Below are 23,778 nucleotides of genomic sequence, written 5' to 3'. Positions count from 1 at the left end.
TCATGACAACAACAAATGATAAAAGCACGGTCTTAATTACTGGTGCTACCAAGGGAATTGGTCTGGCAACTGCCAAACGTTTAGCTAAGAATCCCAATAATTTGGTGATCATTAACTCGCATAGAGAACTGAGTGACGATGAGGTAAAAGATTTAAAGTCACAGTTTGATACCGAGATTGAGATTCTGATTGGTGATGTCTCAAAAGAAGAAGACGCCGAATCAATGGTTAATCAAATTCTAGACGAGCATGATCACTTGGACGTTTTGGTGAATAACGCTGGCATTACCAAGGATAAATTACTGACTCGGATGAGTGAAGAAGACTTCAAGGCCGTGTTAGATACGAACTTGGTTGGAACCTTCAACATGACGAAGTACGCTTTAAAGACCATGCAAAAGAAACGAGCTGGAGTAATTGTAAACACTTCAAGTATTTCGGGTCTTCATGGAAATATGGGCCAAGCCAATTATTCTGCCAGTAAGTCAGGAATTGTCGGTTTAACTAAGACCACCGCTCAAGAGGGATCACTTCGAGGCGTCCGTTGTAACGCGGTTGCTCCCGGAATGATTAAGACCGATATGACGGCTAAGTTAAGCGACAAGATTATTTCAAAGTGGGAAGATACTATCCCACTTCATCGTTTTGGAAATGCTGAAGAAGTAGCCGAAACAATCGAGTTTTTAATTAATAATCAATACATTACTGGTCAAGTAATCACTGTTGATGGCGGACTCACAATGTAGTTCCGTTTACTTAAGGGAGGATTCAATTGGGTAATAGAGTTGTTGTTACGGGTATGGGTGCAGTAACCCCGATCGGAAACGATGCTGAAACTTTTATTGATAATTTGTTGGCTTCAAAGGTCGGAATTGAAAAAATCACTAGTTTTGACACTTCTGAGATTAAAGCTCACGTGGCAGCTGGTGTAAAGGACTTTGATCCAGGCAAACGCTTAGCTAAACGAGACTATCATCGAGTAGATCCATTTGCACAATACGCACTTTATAGTGCCGTGGAAGCAATGAATCAAGCTGGGTTAAAACGTGGTGAGTACGATGGAAAGGATCTGGGTGTCATTTATGGATCTGGAATCGGTGGGATTAGTACCATCGAAACACAGGTTCTCAAGATGTATAAGAAGGGTCCCCGTCGACTTTCCCCGTTATTTATTCCAGAAACCATCATTAACATGGCGGCTGGAAATATTTCAATCTACTTTGGTGCAAAAAATACCAGTAAAGCAGTGGTAACTGCTTGTGCGACTGGGACCAACGCCATTGGGGATGCATACGAATACATCAAAGCTGGAAAGGCCAAGATGATGATTGCGGGAGGATCCGAAGCAGCGATTACTCCCGTCGGCATTTCGGCCTTTGCTGCCTTAACAGCCTTATCTTCAAGTGAAGATCCCGAACGCGCCTCGATGCCATTTGATCAAGATCGTGATGGCTTTGTAATGGGTGCTGGTGCTGGGACCCTTGTTCTTGAAGATTATGATCACGCGAAAGCACGTGGTGCACATATCTTAGGTGAAATCGTGGGCTACGGCCAAACCAGTGATGCTTATAACCTAACGGCTCCAGATCCAGACGGAGAAGGTGCCATTGGAGCAATGCAACAAGCACTTGATGAAGCTAACATTAAGACGGCTGATTTAGACTACATTAACGCTCACGGAACCGCTACTCAGTCCAACGATATTGCTGAGTCTAAGGCCATTAGTAAGTTATTTAACGATAATGATCACGTTTTGGTTAGCTCAACTAAAGGGATGACCGGTCATGCATTGGGAGCTGCCGGAGCCATTGAGGCGGTAGCAATCCTTGGTGCCATGAAACGGAGCCAGATGCCCGTGAACGTTGGGGTTACTCATCAGGATCCCGAGAGTCATATTCGACTGGTTGATCAGGCCAACGCTAAACGACCAGTTAATACGGCAATTAGTAACTCGTTTGGATTTGGTGGCCATAACGCGGTCCTTGCAATAAAGAAGTGGAATCAATAATGAATGAAAAAGATATTGAAAAGTTAATTACAAAGTTTGATAAATCAAATCTGCAGGAATTAAAAGTTGATGAAAATGGTCAACAGGTTTATTTCTCAAAGATTGATAGTCATTCAAAGCCAGTAACACACGTTGAAAAAAGTGATGTTGGTGATGAAAATGAAGCCAAAAAAGAAAACTTGCAGCTTAATGCGCCAACCAATGATAATTATCAGTTAAAGGCGCCCATGGTAGGGATTCTTTATTTCGCTCCTAGTCCCGAGAAACCTGATTTTAAAAAAGATGGTGATCGGGTTGAAAAGGGTGAGACGGTTTGCATTATTGAGGCCATGAAGATGGTTAACGAAGTTAAGAGTCCTGTTAGTGGAACGATTGTTAAACGATTGGTTGATAATGGCTCCATGGTTGAGTACAACGAACCGGTTTATGAGATTAAGGAGGACTAATTATGACACTGAATGTTAATGATTACATTCCTCAACGTCCTCCAATTCAAATGATTGATAAGATTGAGGACATTACTCCTGGTGAGGGAGCAACGGCGACTAAGATGCTGGCTGGTAACGAGTGGTATTTTGCTAATCAGGGCAATCATCCTACGTTGCCACGACCATTAGTGCTTGAATCGATGGCTCAGACTGGGGTAGTGGCCTTATTATCAATGCCAGAGTATCACGGAAAAAACGCGTTCTTTGGCGGGATTAAGCAAGCTGAATTTAAAGATGACTTCAGGCCGGGGGACGTTTTACATCTCAAGGTGGATTTACTGAAGGTTAAACATAATATTGGAATTGGCAAAGGTGTTGTAACTAGGGATGGGCAAGAAATCGCTAATGCAACGTTGATGTTTGCGGTTGAATCATAGTGAGTGAAAGGTGATTTAATGTTTAAAAAGGTACTGGTGGCTAATCGGGGCGAAATTGCGGTCCAGATTATCCGTGCGCTTCATGATATGAATATTAAAGCGGTGGCGGTTTATTCAACGGCTGATGCTGATAGTTTATTCGTAAAATTGGCCGATGAGTCAGTATGTATCGGTGGACCATTTCCAGACGAGTCATATCTCAATATGGCGGCAATTGTTGATGCAGCGGTATTAACCGGTTGTGATGCTTTGCACCCGGGGTATGGCTTTTTGTCTGAAAACGCTGATTTTGCCGAACTTTGTAATCAATGTGGCGTGAAGTTCATTGGACCAAGTGCCAAGGTCATTAACCTCATGGGTAACAAGGGGCATGCGAAAGAAGCCATGAAGAAGAGCGGGGTTCCAACGATTCCTGGTAGTGACGGCTTCATCGATTCCGTCGAGCAAGCTAAAAAAGTTGCTCATCAGATTGGTTATCCGGTTATGCTAAAAGCTGCTGCAGGTGGCGGAGGCAAAGGAATTCGGAAGGTTGCCGATGATGATGAACTTTTAAAGTCCTTTCAGGATACCAAGCGGGAAGCTAAGCTTTCGTTTGGAGACGATCGGTTGTACATGGAAAAAGACCTAAATGATGCCAAACACATCGAGATGCAGGTCATTGCTGATGAACATGGCGACATCGTCTATTTCCCAGAACGGGACTGCTCACTTCAACGTAATCATCAAAAGGTAATTGAGGAGAGTCCTTGTTCTGAGATTAACCCTGACAAACGAAAAGAACTTGGTCAGATTGTAGTAAACGCTACCAAGGGAATCCAATATACAAATACAGGTACATATGAATTCTTAATGGATCAAGATCATAACTTCTACTTTATGGAAATGAATACGCGACTGCAGGTTGAGTACACCATTACCGAAGAAGTAGCTGATGTTGAAATCATCAAGGCTCAAATTTTGGTTGCTGAAGGAGAAAAGTTACCCTTTACTCAATCAGATTGTGAAGTTAAGGGATATGCTCTTGAGTGTCGAATTGACGCTGAGGACCCTAGCAATAATTTTGCCCCATCGCCCGGTAAAATCACCAGCCTGCATCAAACTTACGGAACCAAGGGTGTCCGGGTTGATTCGGGAATTGGACAAAATGACGTCATTTCGCCGTACTATGACTCGATGATTGCCAAGATCATTGTTCATTTACCGACTAAGAAGCAAGCAGTACACAAAATGCGACGGGTTCTTAATGAATTTCACATTGAAGGAGTTAAAACCAACCGTGATTTCTTGATTGCACTGTTAGCGGACAAGCATTTCTTAGCTGGTGACTTTAACAATAATTATATTGAAAGTACGTTCTTAAAAGAATGGATGAAGAAACATGGCAAAAAATAATTTTGAGAATTTGAGTTCTGATGAACTATCCAGAAGAATGGATCAAATTCCTGAAGATATTTGGATAAAATGTCCATACTGTGGGACCACATTTTTTAAAAAGAAGTTGGGTAAGTACAAAGAGTGTCCGAATTGTGGTTATGCCTTCAGAATTGGGGCCAAAGAACGCATTGCAATGATGTGTGACGATTTTACCCCAATTAACACGGAGTTGAAGGCGTCGAAAAAATTTAAAGACGCTAAATACGTGGCTAAATTGAAAAAAGCACGGGAAGTAACCGGTATTAATGAAAGTGTCCTTTCGGGGATTGGAACCATTGACGGTACCAAGGTCGCAATTGCTGCCATGGACTGGCGGTTTGTGATGGCCAGTCTTGGAACGGCAACTGGTGAAATTCTGGCCCGTTTATTTGAAACGGCTACTAAAAAGAACCTACCAGTGATCGTCTTCACCGCATCGGGAGGAGCCCGAATGCAAGAAGGCATTCACTCTTTGATGCAGATGGCTAAGGTCTCTGAAGCCGTGGCTGAGCACAGTAAGGCCGGATTACTTTACATTAGTGTTTTAGGCGATCCAACTACTGGGGGCGTGACGGCCAGCTTTGCGATGCAGGGAGACATTTTGTTGTCAGAACCACACGCATTGATTGGTTTTGCGGGTCGTCGTGTGATTGAAAAGACGATTCAACAACGACCGCCCAAGGATTTCCAACGATCCGAAACATTACTTAAAAATGGTTTTCTTGATGACATAGTTAAACGTTCAGAATTAAAGCCAACTTTAAGTAAGCTACTAAAGTGGCATGAGGTAGGTGATCTTAATGGCTAAAAAAACTGCTTGGGACAAGGTCTTGGCTGCAAGAGCAGCCAAAAAAATCGGAGTCGATGATCTTATCAATGGAATTACTGATGATTTCATGGAGCTTCATGGAGATCGAGCCTATGGTGACGATCCGGCTGTTTATGGTGGAATTGGCACGATGGATAACATCCCCACTACGTTTGTGGGAATTAGAAAGGGTGCCGACCTGAACTCCAACATCGAACGGCACTTTGGTTCTGCGGAACCGGATGGTTATCGCAAGGCCCTGCGCTTGATGAAACAAGCCGAAAAGTTTAACCGCCCCATCGTCACGTTGATTAACACTCCAGGGGCTTATCCCGGAGTCGATGCTGAGTATCACGGAATTGGTTATACGATTGCTCAACTGATTTTACAGGGGATGCAACTAACCGTTCCCTATATCAGTGTCATCGTCGGTGAAGGTGGCAGTGGTGGTGCGCTAGCCCTGGCCGTGGGTGATTGCGTCTGGGCCTTTGAAGATAGTATCTATTCGGTGCTTTCCCCCGAAGGCTACGCCACCATCTTGTGGAAAGATCCCAGTCGAATGAAGGAAGCCGCTTCGGTCATGAAATTAACTCCTGATGAATTACTATCGGAGGGAATTATTGATCGAATTATTCCTGAAGCTAATACCGTCGACGGCTTTGAACGGTTTCGGAACGATTTAGTTAAAAAAATCAGGGAACTAAATGCGCTTTCCAAAGATGATTTGGTTTCAAAGCGACTTGCCCGTTACCGAAATTTTTAAGTAGGAAATTAATTTTTTGATATAATAGTGTAAATTTGATATTTGGTTCTAGGAGGATTTTGAAAATGGCAGATTTATTAAAAGGAAAAAAAGTTGTTGTGATGGGTGTGGCGAATAAAAAAAGTATCGCCTGGGGTTGTGCTCAAGCCATCAAGTCACTAGGTGCTCAAGTTATTTTAACTTACCAAAATGATCGTTTGAAAAAGAGTATTGAAAAAACGATTGGTGATGAAGAATTCCCATTGGTTGAATGTGACGTTGCTGAAGATGCTAACGTGCAAAAGGCTTTTGACGAGATCCATGATCGTTTTGGTAACATTGATGGTGTCATCCATGCCATTGCGTTTGCCGACAAGGAAACCCTCCAAAACGGTGTGATTAACACCAAGAAAGACGGTTATAACTTGGCTGAGGACATTAGTTCTTACTCATTTATCTCAGTAACCCGTTACGCAAGCAAGATCATGAACAAGCCAGGTAGTATCTTGACACTAACCTACATGGGCTCTACTCGTGCTATTCCTGACTACAACATGATGGGGATTGCTAAGGCCTCCCTTGAATCCACCATGCGTTATCTAGCTGCTGAACTTGGAAAAGACCAAATTCGTGTTAATGCGATTTCTGCTGGAGCAGTTAAGACTTTAGCAGTTACTGGCATTAAGGGTCATCGTGATCTTTTGAAGATGTCACAATCATTCACCGTTGACGGTGAAAGTGTTACAACTGACCAAATTGGAAACGTTGCTGCTTTCTTAGTTAGTGATTTATCCACCGGAGTTACTGGTGACATTATCTACGTTGACAAGGGTGTTCACTTACTTGCCTAACAAAAATTAAATTAAAACGTTAAATATCTCATAACCAAAATTGGTTATGAGATATTTTTTTGTTTTTGCGAGTGGTGAATTGAGCATGATTACACATTAAAACAAGTGTAACCAGACGTTCATCAGCTTTAGATCATTGGTGTGACAAGTTTTTACCTCACAATCATCACGATCTGGTTGGGTTTTGATTGCTAAATATGGGAATTTTGTTGAATATGAGTACATGGTAATTATGCGAAGTGCCATATTTGAATCAAAATAGTTTAGTAGAGGTGAATAATTTGAGTTTAATGAACGCAAAAGAAATCATGGATCTCATCCCGAACCGTTATCCAATCTTATTTATTGATCGGGTCGATGCGATGGATCCAGGTAAGTCAATCACGGCTACCAAGAATGTCACAATTAACGAAAATTATTTCCAAGGACATTTTCCTGGTAATCCAGTTATGCCCGGCGTTTTAATTATTGAATCAATGGCCCAGGTGGCTTCGATCTTAATTTTGAAGTCGCCACAATTTGAAAATAAGACGGTTTATATGGGCAGTATTAGAAATGCCAAGTTTCGAAAAATGGTTGAACCCGGAGATGTTCTGCGCTTTGAAGTCAAAATTGACAAAGTTAGAGGAAGTGCTGGGTCGGTTTCATGTGTGGCCTACGTTGGTGATAAAAAAGCATGTGAGGCTCAACTAACCTTCATTGTCAGTGCAAAAGAAAGAGAAGAGTAAGCGAGTATAGGAGTCGCAAATGGGAAGTTTTTCAATCTTAGAGACGGCAAGATCAACCCCTGAGCGGATCGTAACGAATCAAGATTTGACTAAAGTGATGGACACTTCCGATGAGTGGATTAAGCGCCGGACTGGAATTAGTGAACGTCACATTTCTCAAGCTGAGACCAATACGTCCATGTGTGCAGATGTGGCCTCTCAACTAGTTAGTAAGGCAAACGTTTCCGCAGATGACATTGATTTTATCATCGTGGCTACCATGTCATCTGACTACCAGACGCCATCAGCTGCGGCAGCGGTTCAGGGACTACTTCATGCTAAAAATGCGATTGCGTTTGATATCAATGCGGCTTGTTCCGGATTTGCGTACGGTATTTACGTTTTAAACTCGTTACTTAGTAATCGACCCAATTCCAAAGGAATTCTGATTGGTGGCGAGCAACTTAGTAAATACATTGACTGGTCCGACCGGTCAACGGCGGTGCTGTTTGGTGATGGAGCAGCCGGAATCTTAGTTGCAAATGATGGTAGTCGTTCTGAGGTGTTAGCTAGTAATCTTGAAACGGTTGGGGAACTTGGCGGGTCTCTAACAGCTGGGCATTTAGCGGATGATAAGCATCGTCCATACTTTAAGATGGATGGTCACGAAGTCTATCGCTTTGCCACCCAAAGGGTTCCACGATCCATTCGTTCAGCCATTGCTGATACCAACATTGAGTTAGATGATGTGAAGTACTTTATTGTTCATCAGGCTAACGAACGAATCATTAAAAGTATTGCTAATAAACTTGATTTACCGATGGAAAAGTTCCCGGTGAACATCAATAAATATGGCAATACGGCCGCTGCTAGTGAACCACTGCTTCTTAGTGAGTTGGTGGATTCCAAGCAAGTTAAACGCGGTGATAATCTTGTTTTAACCGGATTCGGTGGTGGCTTAACCATCGGAACCGTTGTAATTCGATACTAAAATACAAAAAATTATGGAGTGATATATTATGGCAGACCAAAACGAAATTTTTAACAAAATCAAAGACTTAATTGCAAAACAAACTGATGTACCTGCAACAGACATCAAAATGGATACAAACCTTAAGGAAGATGTTGATATTGATAGCCTTGACTTCTTTGAAGTGGTTGATGGACTTGAAAATGAATACGACATCGAAATTGAAAGTGATGAAGACATCAGTACGGTTGCTCAATTAGTTGATTACATCCAAAAGAAAATTGCAGAAAAAGATAAATAATCTAATTCACTATTTACTTGAACAGGAGGGAATCATTTGAGTAATCGAGTCGTTGTAACAGGAATGGGAGCCGTTACTCCCATTGGAAATGATGCCAATGCTTTTGCCCACAACTTATTTAATTCTAAGGTTGGAATTGCGCCAATCACTAAATTTGATGCTAGTGACACTGGCGTTACTGTGGCTGCTGAAGTTAAGGATTTTGATCCAGGCCAACGCTTAGATAAGCGGGACTACAAACGGATTGATCTTTTTTCTCAGTACGCCTTATATAGTGCCAAGGAAGCAATGGATCAGGCCGGCTTAAAAAAGGGTGACTATGATCCAGAAGACTTAGGGGTTATGTATGGAAATGGAATTGGCGGTTTAACCACCATTGAAAGTGACATTATCAAAATGCATGATAAGGGTCCTAAGCGAGTCTCACCACTGTTTGTTCCCAAAGCAATTGCCAACATGGCCTCCGGAAATGTTTCCATTTATTTTGATGCTGAAAACACCTCCCAGACCATCGTAACGGCTTGTGCTTCCGCCAACAATGCAATCGGAAATGCCTTTGAATTAATCAAGCAAGGAAAGGCCAAAATGATGATTGCAGGTGGGACAGAAGCTGCCATTACCGAGATTGGGATTGCCGGCTTTGCCAAGTTAACCGCACTTTCAACTGCCAAAAGGGTCGAAGATGCTTCCATGCCATTCGATGAAAACCGAAATGGATTTGTCATGGGTGAAGGTGCTGGGACACTAATCCTTGAAGATTACGATCATGCCAAAGCACGTGGTGCCAACATTTTGGCCGAAGTAGTTGGATACGGTGCTACTAGTGATGCCTACCATATGACTGCTCCTAATCCATCTGGAAAGGGTGCCATTAAGGCCATGCAAGAGGCCCTTGATGAAGGCAATATTAAGACGAGCGAGTTAGATTACGTGAACGCTCATGGGACCAGTACGCACGCCAACGATGTTGCTGAAGCAGGCGCAATTGAAAAGTTGTTTAATGATAACGATCACGTCAAGGTTAGTTCCATTAAAGGAATGGTTGGACACTCCTTGGGAGCTGCTGGTGGACTAGAAGCGGTCGCCCTTGTGGCTGCCCTTCAAAATGACCAAATGCCAGTGAACGTTGGGATGAAACATAAGGATCCTGAGATTCACGTTGATTTGGTTGATGAAAACAACAAAAAGGCGCCTGTAAATACTGCCATTAGCAATGCATTTGGCTTTGGTGGTCACAATGCGGTAATTGCGATGAAGAAGTGGAATGAAGATTAGTGAATGAACGAGAAATTGAAAAATTAATTGATAAATTTGAAAAGTCAAACTTACAGGAGATCAGGGTTAATGACGATAATGGAGAAGTTTACTTCTCCAAAATTCCTGATCACGGTAATTTGAAACCGACGAGCGAGCATCAAGAAGAGACTGCCAAACCAACGGCAATCAAAGCCTCAAAAACGGATGCGACCACGACGTCGGATAATTACCAGTTAAAGGCTCCAATGGTTGGGATCTTGTACTATGCTCCAAGTCCTGAAAAGGATGATTTCAAAAAGGATGGAGATCACGTTAAGAAGGGTGAAACCGTCTGTGTGATTGAAGCGATGAAGCTAGTTAACGAAGTAAAAAGTCCCGTTAGTGGAACCATCATAAAACGAATTCCAAAGAGCGGCTCAATGGTTGAGTACAACGAACCAATTTTTGAAATTCAGGAAGACTAAGAATATCAATGCACGTTAGTTTTGAAGGGTGATTTAATGTTTAAAAAAGTGCTGGTGGCGAACCGCGGCGAAGTCGCAGTTCAGATTATCCGTGCACTTCACGAAATGAACATCAAGGCCGTGGCGGTTTATTCAACCGCCGATGCCGATAGTTTATTTGTAAAATTAGCTGATGAATCCGTATGTATTGGTGGACCGTTTCCAGATGAGTCATACTTAAACATGGCAGCCATCATTGATTCCGCGGTTCTTTGCGGATGTGATGCCCTCCATCCTGGGTATGGCTTTTTGTCTGAAAACGCTGATTTTGCAGAATTATGTGAACAGTGCGGAATTAAATTTATTGGACCAAGCGCCAAAGTGATCAACTTGATGGGAAATAAGGGGAATGCGAAGGAAGCCATGCGACAAAATGGAGTTCCAACGATTCCTGGAAGTGACGGTTTTGTTGATACTTATAAGCAAGCCAAAGAGGTTGCTAAAGAGACGGGTTATCCGGTCATGTTAAAAGCTGCTGCTGGTGGCGGTGGTAAAGGAATCCGAAAGGTTTTAAATGAAGCCGAGCTAAGAAAAGCCTTTACCGACACTAAACGTGAGGCCAAACTCTCATTTGGGGATGACCGGCTTTACATGGAAAAAGATTTAAGTGATGCTAAGCACATCGAGATGCAGATCATTGCCGATGAGCATGGGCACGTGGTTTACTTTCCAGAACGGGACTGTTCCATGCAGCGTAATCATCAAAAGGTGATTGAGGAAAGTCCCTGTTCCCAGATTACCGAACAGAAGCGACAGGAACTGGGCCAGATTGTGGTCAAAGCTGCTAAGGGAATTGGCTATACCAATACTGGAACCTTTGAGTTCTTAATGGATCAGGATCACAACTTTTACTTCATGGAAATGAATACGCGTCTGCAGGTTGAATACACTATTACTGAAGAAGTCACTGGGGTCGAAATTATCAAAGCACAAATTATGGTGGCTCAGGGACAAGAACTACCATTTACCCAAGCCGACTGTGCCGTAAAGGGTTACTCAATTGAGTGCCGTATCAACGCTGAAGATCCTAGTAACAACTTCACCCCATCGCCAGGAAAGCTTGAGCAAATGAAGTTTCCCGATGAATCGGACTCCATCCGGATTGATTCCGGGGTGGAAGCAGGTGATATGATTTCACCTTACTATGATTCAATGATTGCTAAAATCATCGTTCATAAACCCACTAAGCGTGAAGCCGTTAGTGAAATGAAACGGATTTTGACTAATTTTGTGGTGGAAGGTGTAACAACGAACCGGGACTTCTTAATCGATTTGATTTCTGATCGCCACTTTCTTGCGGGTGATTTTAATAATAATTACATTGAGAGTACGTTCTTAAAAGAATGGATGAAACAGTATGACAAACAAACAGTTTGAAAAGATTAGTCCAGCGAAATTAAATGAGCGAATGGATCAAATTCCTGATCACATCTGGGTTCAATGCCCAATTTGTAAGAAGAGTTTTTACAAAAAGGATCTAGGAAAATTCAAAGAGTGTCCGAACTGTCATTATGCTTTTCGAATTGGCGCTAAGGAACGGATTCAACTGATGTTGGATGAGTTTGAACCAATCAATACTGATTTGAAGGCTTCAAAGAAATTTAATGACGCTCAGTACGTAGCTAAATTGAAGAAGGCTCGTGAGGTTACTGGAATTAATGAAAGTGTGTTATCGGGGATTGGAACCCTTGATGGAATGCAAGTAGCTGTGGCAGCGATGGACTGGCGGTTTGTGATGGCCAGTCTTGGAACGGCAACCGGTGAAATTCTGGCCCGTTTATTTGAGACCGCTACGGAAAAGAAATTACCAGTGATTGTCTTCACCGCATCGGGAGGCGCCCGAATGCAAGAGGGCATTCATTCCTTGATGCAGATGGCTAAGGTTTCTGAAGCCGTGGCTGAACACAGTAAGGCCGGTCTACTTTATGTGAGTGTCCCTTGTGATCCAACTACTGGAGGCGTAACGGCTAGTTTTGCGATGCAGGGAGACGTTATTTTGTCGGAACCGCACGCATTGATTGGTTTTGCGGGGCGCCGTGTGATTGAAAAGACGATTCAACAACGCCCGCCCAAGGATTTTCAGCGATCCGAAACTCTTCTTAAGAACGGGTTCTTGGATGCCGTGGTAAGGCGTCGTGACATGAAGACAACCCTGACAAAAATTCTTAGGTGGCATCAGGTAGGTGATAATAATGAGTAAACCAACTGCATGGGATAAAGTTGTTAACGCAAGAGCTGCTGGTAAAATCGGAGTTGATGATCTCATTAATGGAATTACTGATGACTTCATGGAACTTCATGGAGATCGAGCCTACGGTGACGATCCGGCTGTTTATGGTGGAATTGGGACGATGGATGATATCCCCACTACGTTTGTAGGGATCAGAAAGGGTGCTGACCTGAACTCCAACATCGAACGGCACTTTGGTTCTGCGGAACCAGATGGTTATCGCAAGGCGCTGCGCTTGATGAAACAAGCCGAAAAGTTTAACCGCCCCATCGTCACATTGATCAACACCCCAGGGGCTTATCCCGGAGTCGATGCTGAATACCATGGAATTGGGTATGCGATTGCCCAGTTGATCTTACAGGGGATGCAACTAACCGTTCCTTATATCAGTGTCATCGTCGGTGAAGGTGGCAGTGGTGGTGCGCTAGCCCTGGCAGTAGGTGATTGCGTCTGGGCCTTTGAAGATAGTATCTATTCGGTGCTTTCTCCGGAGGGATACGCCACCATCTTGTGGAAAGATCCCAGTCGGATGAAGGAAGCCGCTTCGGTCATGAAGTTGACCCCAGATGATCTTTTGAAGGAGGGTATCATCGACCGGATCATTCCTGAAGTGAATACCGCCGACGGCTTTGAACGGTTTCGTGGTGATTTGGTAAAGAAAATCAAAGAACTGAATGCAATGTCAAAGGATGAGATGCTTCAGAAACGATTGGCCCGATACCGTAATTTTTAGTAAATGACCGAAACGAGTGAGAGTGTTACTATTGTACCTGTTGAAAATAGTGAGACTCTTATTTTGTCTCTTATTGATGATTTTTAATAAAACGAAAAATGGAGAATTACATGATTAAATTTTTAAGTGATTCGATAACTACGAAGGCATTTCAACCTTACTACCAAGAACTAGGGATTATCGACCAACCAAAGAAACAACAAACTTTGGTGGGACGAGTCCTGTTAGCCAATTTGGTGGGAATGCCCGTTAAAGACGCCATTAAAAACGTTGACATTGATTTCGGTCACTACGGGAAACCATACTTTGTACCAAATGGTTATCATTTCAACATTGCCCATTCCCATGATGCTGTTTTAGTCGCCATTGCCGATCATCCCATTGGGGTTGATTTAGAGCAGATTCGTCCCTACGATTACACCAGAATTACCAGAGCCTTTACGCCTGATGAACTGGAATATCTCAAGAATTTAAAGGGAAAACGGCAGGGAGAACAGGCATTACGTTTGTGGACCATTAAGGAAGCGGTTTTGAAGTTGCAAGGAGTTGGCTTGATTGGAAAGCCTAAGACCGTCGTGACCACGCTTCCTCACATGGAAAGTGCGAGAAGAAATGATGATTTGTATCAGATTAACTTTTTAGACGTAGGCTGGAAGTACATTGGGACACTAGCAATTCAAGTGGAGAATGAGAATGAACGATAAGTTGAACGCACGGGTGATTCACAGTCTGATTAGTTTTCCCATCGATCAAATTGAGGTCTATGATCAGTTACCCTCGACCAACGAAGAGGCTCAGACTGAGGTGTGGCAAAGACCCGGAATGATCATTGCCAACGAACAAACCAAGGGGAAGGGCCAAAATGGTCACCATTTTTACTCGCCCGCTGATAATGGCGTTTATTTTACGGTGATTTTTCCGGCCAAAAACGAATTCGTTCAAAATCCGGGGATCCTGACCCTTGGGATTGGTGTCGCAGTGACACAAGCCATTAACCAAGTTTACGGAATCGATTCCCAGTTAAAGTGGGTAAACGATATCTATTATGATGATAGTAAGGTTGGAGGGATTCTGACCGAAATCCAGAGTAACGAAAATAACCAACCAGAAAACTTCATCATGGGAATTGGTCTGGATATCGGCATCATGCCATTTTCACGTAATGAGGATCAAATGGTGGGCAGCTTGAATGTTATTCCGCCGTTACAACGTAATCAGGTCATTGCGGCTATATACAATCATCTGTATGCTATTTACTATGAGTGGACTGCTGATCAAATCATAGTGGAGTACGTTAAACATTTAATGTGGCTTAACGATTGGGTCTCACTGATCAATCAGGGCCGTGAAATGTCTGGTCAATTAGTTGGAATCAACGATGAGGGGCATTTACTGTTAAAGACACCCGATGATCAAATGATGAGCTTAGATCCAAATGAAACCCAAAATATTAGAAAAAAGGAGTCTGACAGTTAGTGACAGATTCCTTTTTTCTATTGATTAAATGAAAACGTATGCTAAAATTAGCAGCAAGTTTAGGAGGTAGTAATATGGTTAAGTTAAACGAAATGAGAGACTACGTTAATCAAAAGCAACTTGATGTGGCTTACATCAGTAACTTTGAAGACATCAAGTATTTCACGGGCTTTGGCAGTGATCCTGTTGAACGGGTTTTGGCACTCTTTATTTTTCCTGATGCCGAACCATTCTTGTTTGCACCAGAGCTAGAGGTCGAAGCCATCAAGGAATCAGGCTGGAAGTATCCGGTTTATGGTTACCTTGATCACGAGGATCCCTTTAAATTAATCGCTAAACATATTCGGGACGTTAATCCAGATCCCAAGCGCTTTGGGATTGAAGACGATAACTTGGTTATTAGCCGTTACCAGCAGTTACAAGCAGAGTTTCCGAAGGCTGATTTTAAGACCAACGTTGCTCCTAAAGTGAACGAGTTACGTGTGATTAAGACCCCTTACGAGATTGAACAACTGGATGCAGCTGGCAAGGAAGCAGACTTTGCCTTTAAGGTGGGCTTTGAAGCCGCTAAGGCTGGCAAGACCGAAGCCGAAGTTGAGTACCAAGAAAAGATTCGTGGTGTGATGAATATGAGCTTTGATACTCTGGTTCAGACCGGTCCTCATGCTGCGGAACCACACGGGGCAACTGACATGAATCAGATTAAAAATAATAACTTATTACTGTTTGATCTTGGAACGGTCCACAACGGATACATTTCGGATGCTTCTAGGACGGTAGCGGTTGGTGATAAAATTCCAGCAAAACAAAAAGAAATTTACGACGTTGTGTTAGAAGCCCAACTAGCGGCTCAATCGGCTGCCAAACCAGGAATTCGAGCTGAGGAACTGGACGCGATTGCTAGAAATATCATTGATAAAGCTGGTTATGGTAAGTACTTCATTCACAGACTTGGTCATGGAATGGGAATGAGCGAACACGAATTTCCTTCCATCATGGAGGGCAACCAGATGGTCTTGAAAGAGGGCATGTGCTTCTCCATTGAACCTGGAATCTACATCCCCGGAGTGGCCGGAGTTCGGATTGAAGACTGCATTCATTTAACGAAAGACGGTAACGAACCATTTACGCATACTTCCAAAGAATTACGGTACGTATAAGAGAATATAAAAAGACCTTGGATTGAATTATCCAAGGTCTTATTTTTTTACATTTGATGAGTTTGCTCACGTTTGGGACCAGTTGAAAAGGTGACAAGGGGAATTCCGACAAGTTCTGAGACACGATCAAGAAACTTTTGAGCGTTCTCTGGGAGTTTGTCGTAAGTATCACAGTCCGTGATGTCTTCATTCCATCCTGGCAGGGTTTCATAAACCGGCTTGCACTTATCGAGAGTGTCGAGGTTAGCGGGATAATAGGTAATTTTTTTACCGTTTAATTCGTATGCGGTACAAATCTTAATTTCCTTAAGTCCATCAAGAACATCTAAACAGTTGAGGGCTAAGTGGGTTAGACCTGAGACTCGACGGGCGTGACGTAGTGCCACGCTATCAAACCAGCCAATCCGACGGGGACGTTTGGTAACGACTCCGTATTCATGAGCGGTCTCACGGATGTGATCGCCGGTGGCGTCTAAGAGTTCAGTTGGAAAGGGTCCCTCACCAACTCGAGAAGTATAGGCCTTACAAGTTCCGATGACACGATCAATTTTACTTGGACCAATTCCTGCACCAACGGCAGCTCCACCTGCGACTGGATTAGATGAAGTCACGTATGGATAAGTCCCATGATCGACGTCTAACATGATCCCCTGAGCTCCTTCAAATAAGACGTTCTTGTGGTTATCAATTTCATCGTTTAAAAGGACCGAAGTTTCTGTCACGTACGGTTTAAGTTGTTTTCCAAGTTGAACGTATTCGTCATAGATCTCGTCAAAGTTCAGTGGAGCGTGATCGTATAACTTCACTAGGAGTTCGTTCTTTTCCGACAAAACATCCTTAAGACGATGCTTAAACGTTACCGGATCGATTAGATCAGCCACGCGAATTCCGACCCTAGCGACTTTATCCATGTAAGCTGGTCCGATTCCCTTCTGGGTGGTTCCAATCTTATGATTTTTGTGTTCCTCTTGTAGTTTGTCGAAGAGGGGATGATAAGGCATAATTACTTGTGCACGAGATGAGACCCGTAAGTTGTCGGTTGAAACGCCATGTTCATTAAGATAGTCAACTTCCTTAAAGAGTGACTTCGGGTTTAAAACAACTCCATTTCCAATTACGGCCAACTTATCTGGATAGAAGATTCCGGATGGAACTAGTTGAACGTGAAAATTTTGATTGTTAAAAACGATGGTATGACCAGCGTTGTCACCACCCTGATATCTGGCAATGATATCCGCATCGGCGCTTAGGGTATCAACAATCTTCCCTTTTCCTTCGTCGCCCCATTGACTACCAACCACAACTGTTACAGACATATATAGCACCTCGTAAATGAATTTTTTGACCAAGAACAGTTTACCAATCGGATTTAGAAAAATCAAGAACATTCCTAATATTGTCAAAAATAATGTTCGGGTTTTACGAACGATTAGAAATGGCTTAAAATGATTTTGGGGTTTATTTGACTGAAAAGAAAACGTTATGTAAGATTATCGTGTAATTACAATGAGGTGAATGAAATGATTGATCGTTATACGCGAGCACCAATGAAACAGATCTGGAGTAAACAGAACCAGTATCAGACTTGGCTGGAAGTGGAGATTGCTATTGATGAAGCTTGGAGTAAGCTAGGCAAGATCCCTGAGGCCGACGTCACCGCCATTAAAAAGAATGCTACTTTTGACGTTGATCGAATTGCACAGATTGAGGCCGAAACTCATCACGATGTGGTGGCCTTTACTCGAGATGTCTCCGAATCGCTTGGGCCTGAGAAAAAGTGGATTCATTATGGGGTTACCAGTACCGATGTTGTTGATACTGCCCAAGGGCTTCGTTTAAAACAGGCTGATAAGGTAATCAGACAAGACATTTTGACATTGATGGATACCATTAAGGCCAAGGCGTTAAAATACAAGGACACCGTTGAAATTGGTCGAACTCATGGAGTTCAGGCGGAACCAATGACGTTCGGTTTAAAGATGGCCCGCTGGTATTCAGAAATGAAACGAAATTTGAAACGATTTAATGAAGCTTCTGACGGAGTGGAAGCCGGAAAGATTTCCGGAGCAGTTGGTACTTTTGCTAACATTGATCCGCAGGTAGAAGCCTATGTGTGCAATAAATTAGGACTTCGGGCACAAGAGATCACTAGTCAGGTGTTGCCCCGTGATTTACACGCGGAGTATATTTCAACCTTGGCACTAATTGCTACCAGCTTGGAGAACTTTGCCACGGAAATTCGGGGACTCCAACGTTCTGAAATTCATGAAGTTGAAGAACACTTTAATCCTGGTCAAAAAGGATCATCGGCGATGCCGCACAAACGGAATCCAATTGGTTCCGAAAACATTTGTGGACTGGCCAGAACGATGCGTGGCTTAATTACAACGGCCTACGAAAACGTGTCATTGTGGCATGAACGTGACATTTCTCACTCATCAGCCGAGCGGATCATTTTGCCGGAGAGTACCACGCTTTTAGATTATATGTTGCACCGTTTCAACAATATTCTTTCTAATCTAGATGTTTTTCCTGAGCGGATGAAAGAGAACATGAAGTTGACTTATGGCTTGATCTACAGTCAACGAGTAATGTTGAAGTTGATTGATAGTGGCATGAGTAGGGAAGCTGCTTATGACCTAGTACAACCACTTACCGCTCAGTCATGGGAGAATCATGAGTCATTTGAAAAGTTAGTTAAAGATAATAAGCAAATTAGTGAGCGTTTATCCGATCAAGAAATTAATGATGCGTTTGATTATCATTACCATCTGCGTCATGTCGATGACATCTTCAAGCGGGTTGGACTTGAATAATAATCTTTGTTCACTTTTTGATTGCTTTTATTAATCATCCATTATATCATTAGCATGAATTATATAATTCTGGGGTGCCGTATGGCTGAGATAATACCCATTGAACCTGATCAGGTTAAGACCTGCGAAGGGATCCGACTACACTATAAGTGTCATTTTAATCATGTGTTGAAGTTCCCGGAGGAGATCCTGGAACTTTTTTTGTTGGAGGAGATAACATGAAAGTATTAAGAGAATGGCATTTAAAGGACATCATTTTAGTAACGTTAATTGGAGCTTTTTGTGGGGTAATCTTCTGGGGAACCTCGTTTCTGTACAACTTGTTGGCCGCAGCTTTGACCCCGTTTGGCTTGCAGCCATTTGCCAACGAAGCCACCTTTGGCTTGTACACACTAGCTGGCCCACTAGCGGCTTTTATCATTAGACTTCCCTTTTCAGCCACCCTTGGTGAATTCTTGGGAGCGTTTGTTGAAATGATTTTAGGAAGTCAGTGGGGAGTGGCTGATTTACTCTCTGGTCTAATTCAGGGACTATCTTCAGAGCTAGGATTTGCTGTATTAGGTTATAAACATTATAATTGGTTAGGAATCATAAGTACGACGATTACCACCACGGTAATTACGTTTGCTTGGGACATGATCAAGAGTGGTTACGCTAACTATCACATTGGTTTCTTGCTGCTCTTATTCCTTACTCGTCTTGTGTCAGTCTTCTTATTTAGCGGAGTGTTGACATACTTAATCAGTCGATTACTCGAGAAGAGTCAGGTCCTAAGTCGATAGGTCGTACCCAATACTAACTAGGGGATGACAGAATGTCTGATTATCGAATTGAAAGTGACACACTCGGAAACGTGAAGGTGCCAAAGAATGCCTTATGGGGAGCTCAGACAGAACGCAGCCGCCATAATTTCCCAGTCGGTCCCAAAATGCCGGTTCTGGTGATTCGAGCACTTATCAACATTAAAGCCAGTGCGGCTGAAGTTAGCGTTCAACAAAAGACGATTGAGAAACAAAAGGGTGCCTTGATTGAGAAATCCGCAGCTAGGCTACTCGAATTGTCTGATGAACAGCTCATGCAAAATTTTCCGTTACACATTTATCAAACTGGATCAGGAACTCAGACAAATATGAACGTCAATGAAGTCATTGCCCATGTTGCAAAACAGATTGATCCAGACGTTGAGATTTTGCCAAATGATGATGTAAATCATTCACAAAGTTCTAATGATACGTTTCCAACCGCGATGAACATTGCGAGTTTGGTTGCCATTAACCAGTTATTGCCAGAATTACAGCACTTAATTAAGGTGATGCAACGTCTCCAGAGGAAGTACTGGGATGTGGTGAAGATTGGTCGCACTCACTTACAGGATGCGACCCCCATGACGTTTGGTCAGGAAGTATCTGGATGGGCTAGCACCATTCAACACGACCTCCAATTTGTGGCTGACAATTCTAAATCATTGTTGGGATTGCCGATTGGTGGCACAGCAGTTGGCACCGGACTAAATACCGCTCAAAATTTTGATGTTGAAATGGTTAAGAACCTAGGGGACAAGTATCACGAACCGTTTGAAGTAGAAAATAAGTTTTACGGTTTGGCATCTCACTCGGCCCTTACGATGACACACGGAGCGGTTAGAACCCTTGCTACTGACTTAATGAAAATTGCTAATGACATTAAATTCTTGGCAAGTGGCCCGCGAGCTGGCTATGGCGAAATTACCATTCCAGCCAACGAACCCGGATCATCAATTATGCCGGGAAAAGTAAATCCAACTCAAGGAGAAGCCATGGACATGGTAGTGGCTCGCATCATGGGGAATGATACTACGATTGAAATGGCTAATACCCAAGGAAACTTTGAGATGAACGTTTATAAGCCTATCATTATTGAGTGTTTTCTCGATTCCGTTCAGTCGTTAACTGGCATCTTGAGTCATTTTACGGACCTGATGGTTGATGGAATTGAAGTAAACCAAGATCGAATGGAAGAATTAGTTCATAATTCGCTTATGACGGTGACCGCCTTATCACCACACATTGGATATCACCGAGCCGCTGAGATTGCCCAAGCGGCTTTGAACGGAAAGACCGACCTTAGACAGGCTGCCGTTGAGTCGGGATACGTTACTGGATTCGACTTTGATAAGTGGGTTAAACCTCTTGAAATGACGAATCATAATCGTAAACAATAGGGAAATGAAAAAAGCCAAAGATTAACATTTAGTTAATCTCTGGCTTTTAGTTATTTAATTATTTTTTCGAATCATCGTTTTGGTTGTTTTGATCCTTAGAACCCTGATCAGAATTATTTTTAGGCTGACCAGTTGATTGGGGATCAACATTACCATTCTTGCTTCGCTTCATCATTTCGGCCATCAACATTCTGTATTGAGTACGGTATGCATTGTAAGCCTTCTGAGAGTCCTCCATGTTGGTCTGAGCGTCGTGAAGTCTAGTTCCTAGTTGTTGGTTAGTGTAACCGGATAAGTTCATCTGAACGTTCAGAGTGGCGTTATAAGCATGGGTCAAATAATGATACCCAGATAACGTTGCTTTGGAAATGGTACTTGCAGCATGTTTAACCGTTGGTTGTTCACTGAAGTCGTCGATTCCATTAACAATTGGATCACTGATGTGCTTGTTCCAGTAAGCGATTAATGGACCAGCAAAGAATGCCACAATAATTGATGCAAATCCAACGGGACCACCTGCAAGGACAGCGGCAATTAAGAATAAGATATCTTGAATTACACGAGCGGTCTTATACTTAATGTGGAGTCGTGATGAAACAATTGGAGCAATCGCATCGTACGGTGCAACCCCTAGGTTAGGCGCCATGTAGATGGAACTACCAGCGGTAAATAGAATTAATCCAAGGAAAGCATTAGCAACGATTACGAAGAAATTAATGCCCTCTGGGAAAATCTGTTGATAAAATTGGGTGAAGATTTGGATCTCGAATCCAACTAAGACCATGTTCATGATGGTTCCAATTCCGATCATGTGACGGTCAAGGAACAGGACAAACACGAAGATTACTAAGTTGGCTAGTAATTGATACAAACCAAGTGACATATGTAGGTGGTTTGACATCCCAATATTAACGGCCGTAAATGGATCAAGTCCTAAAATTTTACTTGATCGAAGTAGGGTAGCACCAAGTGATAACATGGTGATCCCAACAAATGACATTAAAACTTTAAGTAATATGTTAAATGTCTTACCGTACCACGTCATTTTTGGTGCGGCGGAATTAGCTGACGGATTAGAATTACTCATTGAATTAGACTTCCTTCTTAAAATTGTTATTAATATTATAACTTATTGATGAAACAATTGTAAGGGTAACGACTGCCAGGAAGCCATTTTACGTGGTGAAATTTGCGATAGATGACTAATTTCCAATTATGTATTATAATGCTTGGTAACTTAAACTAATCATTTAAGTTGATTTTGTAAATCGGAGGGATTGCTTATGAATATTAAAGTATTAAACAAGCAAAGCGCTCAGCCAGTTAAAGAATGGCAACAGCGCGAAAATAACCTTTTTCGAGTTCATCAATTAATGCATAATAAAAAACTTCAATTGAGTAAATCAGCGCAGGCGATGATTTCGCCCGTCTTAAAACCGTTAACTTAGAGAATCTTAATAATTTAATTGCAAGACATCACGATTTCAACTAAAATGCATTTGTCTAGGAAGTGAGTATAATGGCTGATTCAGATTTGAAACAACAAGTCGAAGATTTAACGGCTCGTAATAAAGAGCTTCACAGTAAGATTCAAGCTTTGACGAATGATACTGACATTTCTGATAAGAGCACTAATGAGTTGAAATCCCAAGTAATCCAATTTCAAGACGAACTAAAAAACGCTCAAGATCGGGCGACTCAGTATGAAGATAAATATAATAAAATGAGTACTGAATACATGGAATTATCCAATCAGTACCGTGAATTGCAGACGCAACTTGATTCATTAAAAAATAAATAAGTGTGAGGAAGTTTTCTTCACGCTTATTTATTTATTGTGACAAGCTTTAAAATGTTAATAGTGAATGGTGAAATTATGTCAAAAAAAGAAACAGCCAAAAAAAGAATAATTGATGGGATGTTTGAGATGCTTCAGACAAAGTCCTATCAAGAGATTACGGTCAAGGACGTCTCCAAACACGTTGGGGTTTCCCGTATGACATTTTATCGTAACTTTCACACCAAAGAAGATGTCATCGTAGGTCAATTTCAAGAAACCTTTACCACCTTTATTAATCGGCTCCTAGCTCAAAAGATCTCGAATTTTAATGGGCTAGCAACGACCTTTTTTACGATTATTAAGGAAAATAAGCCAATGATGGATGCCATCGTTGATAATGACTTGTCTTATTTACTGTTGAAGGTCTTGAAAAAATACATTACCAATCTAGTTGACGATGACATTCTAGAATTACGTGCTAATTCGTCAAAGATGCTAATTGCGATGATATCTGGTGGTTTAACGGAAGTGCTATTAACGTGGACCGAAGATGGGATGGAAGAACCCGTTGAGGAGCTGGTCATCTTTGCGTCGAAGTATTTGAACTTCAAGGTTAATTAAGCTTCATTAATGTTTTAATTTAAAAATATGTATAAAAAAAGAGCTCAGCGCTTACTGAGTTCTTTTTGTTTGGCTAAAACTAGTCCATTGGAGTAACGTTAGCAGCTTGGGGACCACGGTCTCCCTCTTCAACGTCCAAAGTAACCTTTTCGCCTTCGTCAAGGGTCTTGAAACCATCCTTGTTGATAGCTGAGTAATGTACGAATACATCACCATCATCAGTAGTAATAAAACCATAACCCTTGTCAGCATTAAACCATTTAACAGTACCTTGTTTCATAATATGAAACCTCCTAGCGCATAGCGCAATAAATTTTTCAGTGTTGCTTAGTTTGAA

The 23,778-nt window shown here is 42.2% G+C and carries 28 protein-coding genes and 1 riboswitch; of the genes, 25 read left to right on the top strand and 3 right to left on the bottom strand.

The window, feature by feature from the left end:
- Nucleotides 1-2 precede the first annotated feature (2 nt).
- The 19 genes from fabG to AC6UD2_RS01015 all read left to right on the top strand — a co-directional run bounded on the left by fabG (nucleotide 3) and on the right by AC6UD2_RS01015 (nucleotide 16,024).
- Complete coding sequence (fabG, locus tag AC6UD2_RS01105) at nucleotides 3-746, top strand: 3-oxoacyl-ACP reductase FabG (protein WP_500697738.1); 744 nt, start codon at nucleotides 3-5, stop codon at nucleotides 744-746.
- 26 nt (nucleotides 747-772) lie between these two features.
- On the top strand, nucleotides 773-2,008 hold the full coding sequence (gene fabF, locus AC6UD2_RS01100; RefSeq protein ID WP_500697737.1) for a beta-ketoacyl-ACP synthase II: 1,236 nt from the start codon (nucleotides 773-775) through the stop codon (nucleotides 2,006-2,008).
- Nucleotides 2,008-2,454, top strand: coding sequence for an acetyl-CoA carboxylase biotin carboxyl carrier protein (locus tag AC6UD2_RS01095; protein WP_500697736.1), 447 nt, complete (start codon nucleotides 2,008-2,010; stop codon nucleotides 2,452-2,454). The genes fabF (AC6UD2_RS01100) and AC6UD2_RS01095 overlap by 1 nt, the downstream gene beginning before the upstream one ends.
- A gap of 2 nt (nucleotides 2,455-2,456) precedes the next feature.
- Entirely contained in the window at nucleotides 2,457-2,873 is a 417-nt protein-coding gene (locus AC6UD2_RS01090) for a 3-hydroxyacyl-ACP dehydratase FabZ family protein (protein WP_039143088.1), read from the top strand.
- 18 nt (nucleotides 2,874-2,891) lie between these two features.
- A complete protein-coding gene (gene accC, locus AC6UD2_RS01085; RefSeq protein ID WP_500697735.1) occupies nucleotides 2,892-4,265 on the top strand; it encodes an acetyl-CoA carboxylase biotin carboxylase subunit in 1,374 nt (457 codons plus the stop codon).
- Nucleotides 4,252-5,094, top strand: a complete 843-nt coding sequence (locus tag AC6UD2_RS01080) for an acetyl-CoA carboxylase carboxyltransferase subunit beta (RefSeq protein ID WP_500697734.1) — start codon at nucleotides 4,252-4,254, stop codon at nucleotides 5,092-5,094. Before accC ends, AC6UD2_RS01080 begins: the two co-directional genes overlap by 14 nt.
- Nucleotides 5,087-5,857 carry a carboxyltransferase subunit alpha gene (gene accA, locus AC6UD2_RS01075; RefSeq protein WP_500697733.1) on the top strand — a complete coding sequence of 257 codons (771 nt, stop codon included), beginning with the start codon at nucleotides 5,087-5,089 and terminating at the stop codon, nucleotides 5,855-5,857. The genes AC6UD2_RS01080 and accA (AC6UD2_RS01075) overlap by 8 nt, the downstream gene beginning before the upstream one ends.
- 65 nt (nucleotides 5,858-5,922) lie before the next feature.
- Nucleotides 5,923-6,687 carry an enoyl-ACP reductase FabI gene (gene fabI, locus AC6UD2_RS01070; protein WP_010022527.1) on the top strand — a complete coding sequence of 255 codons (765 nt, stop codon included), beginning with the start codon at nucleotides 5,923-5,925 and terminating at the stop codon, nucleotides 6,685-6,687.
- Nucleotides 6,688-6,968: 281 nt separating this feature from the next.
- The gene (gene fabZ, locus AC6UD2_RS01065) at nucleotides 6,969-7,415 is read left to right on the top strand and encodes a 3-hydroxyacyl-ACP dehydratase FabZ (protein WP_010022529.1); all 447 of its coding nucleotides are present in this window, start codon (nucleotides 6,969-6,971) and stop codon (nucleotides 7,413-7,415) included.
- Between the two features lie 19 nt (nucleotides 7,416-7,434).
- A complete protein-coding gene (locus AC6UD2_RS01060; RefSeq protein ID WP_500697732.1) occupies nucleotides 7,435-8,385 on the top strand; it encodes a beta-ketoacyl-ACP synthase III in 951 nt (316 codons plus the stop codon).
- 28 nt (nucleotides 8,386-8,413) lie between these two features.
- On the top strand, nucleotides 8,414-8,665 hold the full coding sequence (locus tag AC6UD2_RS01055) for an acyl carrier protein (protein WP_010022532.1): 252 nt from the start codon (nucleotides 8,414-8,416) through the stop codon (nucleotides 8,663-8,665).
- Nucleotides 8,666-8,701: 36 nt separating this feature from the next.
- Nucleotides 8,702-9,940, top strand: coding sequence for a beta-ketoacyl-ACP synthase II (gene fabF / locus AC6UD2_RS01050; protein WP_500697731.1), 1,239 nt, complete (start codon nucleotides 8,702-8,704; stop codon nucleotides 9,938-9,940).
- Complete coding sequence (locus tag AC6UD2_RS01045; protein ID WP_500697730.1) at nucleotides 9,940-10,386, top strand: acetyl-CoA carboxylase biotin carboxyl carrier protein; 447 nt, start codon at nucleotides 9,940-9,942, stop codon at nucleotides 10,384-10,386. Before fabF (AC6UD2_RS01050) ends, AC6UD2_RS01045 begins: the two co-directional genes overlap by 1 nt.
- 36 nt (nucleotides 10,387-10,422) lie before the next feature.
- Nucleotides 10,423-11,802, top strand: coding sequence for an acetyl-CoA carboxylase biotin carboxylase subunit (locus AC6UD2_RS01040; RefSeq protein WP_500697729.1), 1,380 nt, complete (start codon nucleotides 10,423-10,425; stop codon nucleotides 11,800-11,802).
- Nucleotides 11,783-12,625, top strand: coding sequence for an acetyl-CoA carboxylase carboxyltransferase subunit beta (locus AC6UD2_RS01035; protein WP_500697728.1), 843 nt, complete (start codon nucleotides 11,783-11,785; stop codon nucleotides 12,623-12,625). Before AC6UD2_RS01040 ends, AC6UD2_RS01035 begins: the two co-directional genes overlap by 20 nt.
- Entirely contained in the window at nucleotides 12,618-13,388 is a 771-nt protein-coding gene (accA, locus tag AC6UD2_RS01030) for a carboxyltransferase subunit alpha (RefSeq protein ID WP_500697727.1), read from the top strand. Before AC6UD2_RS01035 ends, accA (AC6UD2_RS01030) begins: the two co-directional genes overlap by 8 nt.
- A 110-nt stretch (nucleotides 13,389-13,498) precedes the next feature.
- Complete coding sequence (locus AC6UD2_RS01025; RefSeq protein ID WP_500697726.1) at nucleotides 13,499-14,092, top strand: 4'-phosphopantetheinyl transferase family protein; 594 nt, start codon at nucleotides 13,499-13,501, stop codon at nucleotides 14,090-14,092.
- Complete coding sequence (locus AC6UD2_RS01020) at nucleotides 14,082-14,864, top strand: biotin--[acetyl-CoA-carboxylase] ligase (RefSeq protein WP_500697725.1); 783 nt, start codon at nucleotides 14,082-14,084, stop codon at nucleotides 14,862-14,864. Before AC6UD2_RS01025 ends, AC6UD2_RS01020 begins: the two co-directional genes overlap by 11 nt.
- 74 nt (nucleotides 14,865-14,938) lie before the next feature.
- On the top strand, nucleotides 14,939-16,024 hold the full coding sequence (locus tag AC6UD2_RS01015; RefSeq protein WP_500697724.1) for a M24 family metallopeptidase: 1,086 nt from the start codon (nucleotides 14,939-14,941) through the stop codon (nucleotides 16,022-16,024).
- A gap of 47 nt (nucleotides 16,025-16,071) precedes the next feature.
- Here the strand turns inward: AC6UD2_RS01015 and AC6UD2_RS01010 are convergent, their stop codons facing one another.
- On the bottom strand, nucleotides 16,072-17,340 hold the full coding sequence (locus AC6UD2_RS01010) for an adenylosuccinate synthase (protein WP_500697723.1): 1,269 nt from the start codon (nucleotides 17,338-17,340) through the stop codon (nucleotides 16,072-16,074).
- Nucleotides 17,341-17,544: 204 nt separating this feature from the next.
- Here AC6UD2_RS01010 and purB point away from each other — a divergent pair, with 204 nt between their 5' ends.
- From purB to AC6UD2_RS00995, 3 genes are all read left to right on the top strand, one after another.
- On the top strand, nucleotides 17,545-18,840 hold the full coding sequence (gene purB / locus AC6UD2_RS01005; RefSeq protein WP_500697722.1) for an adenylosuccinate lyase: 1,296 nt from the start codon (nucleotides 17,545-17,547) through the stop codon (nucleotides 18,838-18,840).
- 60 nt (nucleotides 18,841-18,900) lie between these two features.
- A riboswitch (TPP riboswitch) is annotated at nucleotides 18,901-18,992 on the top strand.
- A gap of 66 nt (nucleotides 18,993-19,058) precedes the next feature.
- Complete coding sequence (locus AC6UD2_RS01000) at nucleotides 19,059-19,622, top strand: ECF transporter S component (protein ID WP_500697721.1); 564 nt, start codon at nucleotides 19,059-19,061, stop codon at nucleotides 19,620-19,622.
- A gap of 32 nt (nucleotides 19,623-19,654) precedes the next feature.
- A complete protein-coding gene (locus AC6UD2_RS00995; RefSeq protein WP_500697720.1) occupies nucleotides 19,655-21,040 on the top strand; it encodes a class II fumarate hydratase in 1,386 nt (461 codons plus the stop codon).
- A 58-nt stretch (nucleotides 21,041-21,098) separates the two neighbouring features.
- On the opposite strand, the gene AC6UD2_RS00990 is transcribed toward AC6UD2_RS00995, so the two are convergent.
- Nucleotides 21,099-22,127, bottom strand: coding sequence for a YczE/YyaS/YitT family protein (locus AC6UD2_RS00990; protein ID WP_500697719.1), 1,029 nt, complete (start codon nucleotides 22,125-22,127; stop codon nucleotides 21,099-21,101).
- 196 nt (nucleotides 22,128-22,323) lie between these two features.
- Between AC6UD2_RS00990 and AC6UD2_RS00985 the strand changes: the two genes are divergently transcribed.
- The 3 genes from AC6UD2_RS00985 (at nucleotide 22,324) to AC6UD2_RS00975 (ending at nucleotide 23,441) form a co-directional block, all read left to right on the top strand.
- Nucleotides 22,324-22,488 (top strand): hypothetical protein, encoded by a 165-nt coding sequence (locus AC6UD2_RS00985; RefSeq protein WP_156112346.1) that lies wholly within the window; start codon nucleotides 22,324-22,326, stop codon nucleotides 22,486-22,488.
- Between the two features lie 71 nt (nucleotides 22,489-22,559).
- Nucleotides 22,560-22,841, top strand: coding sequence for a hypothetical protein (locus AC6UD2_RS00980; protein WP_039144051.1), 282 nt, complete (start codon nucleotides 22,560-22,562; stop codon nucleotides 22,839-22,841).
- A 75-nt stretch (nucleotides 22,842-22,916) separates the two neighbouring features.
- Nucleotides 22,917-23,441 (top strand): TetR/AcrR family transcriptional regulator, encoded by a 525-nt coding sequence (locus AC6UD2_RS00975; protein ID WP_056979271.1) that lies wholly within the window; start codon nucleotides 22,917-22,919, stop codon nucleotides 23,439-23,441.
- Between the two features lie 79 nt (nucleotides 23,442-23,520).
- Here the strand turns inward: AC6UD2_RS00975 and AC6UD2_RS00970 are convergent, their stop codons facing one another.
- Nucleotides 23,521-23,721, bottom strand: a complete 201-nt coding sequence (locus AC6UD2_RS00970) for a cold-shock protein (RefSeq protein ID WP_010022560.1) — start codon at nucleotides 23,719-23,721, stop codon at nucleotides 23,521-23,523.
- Nucleotides 23,722-23,778: the final 57 nt, after the last annotated feature.

The organism is Fructilactobacillus sp. X2R5C2, assembly GCF_059901375.1.
This window is presented reverse-complemented; position numbering and strand designations above follow the sequence as displayed.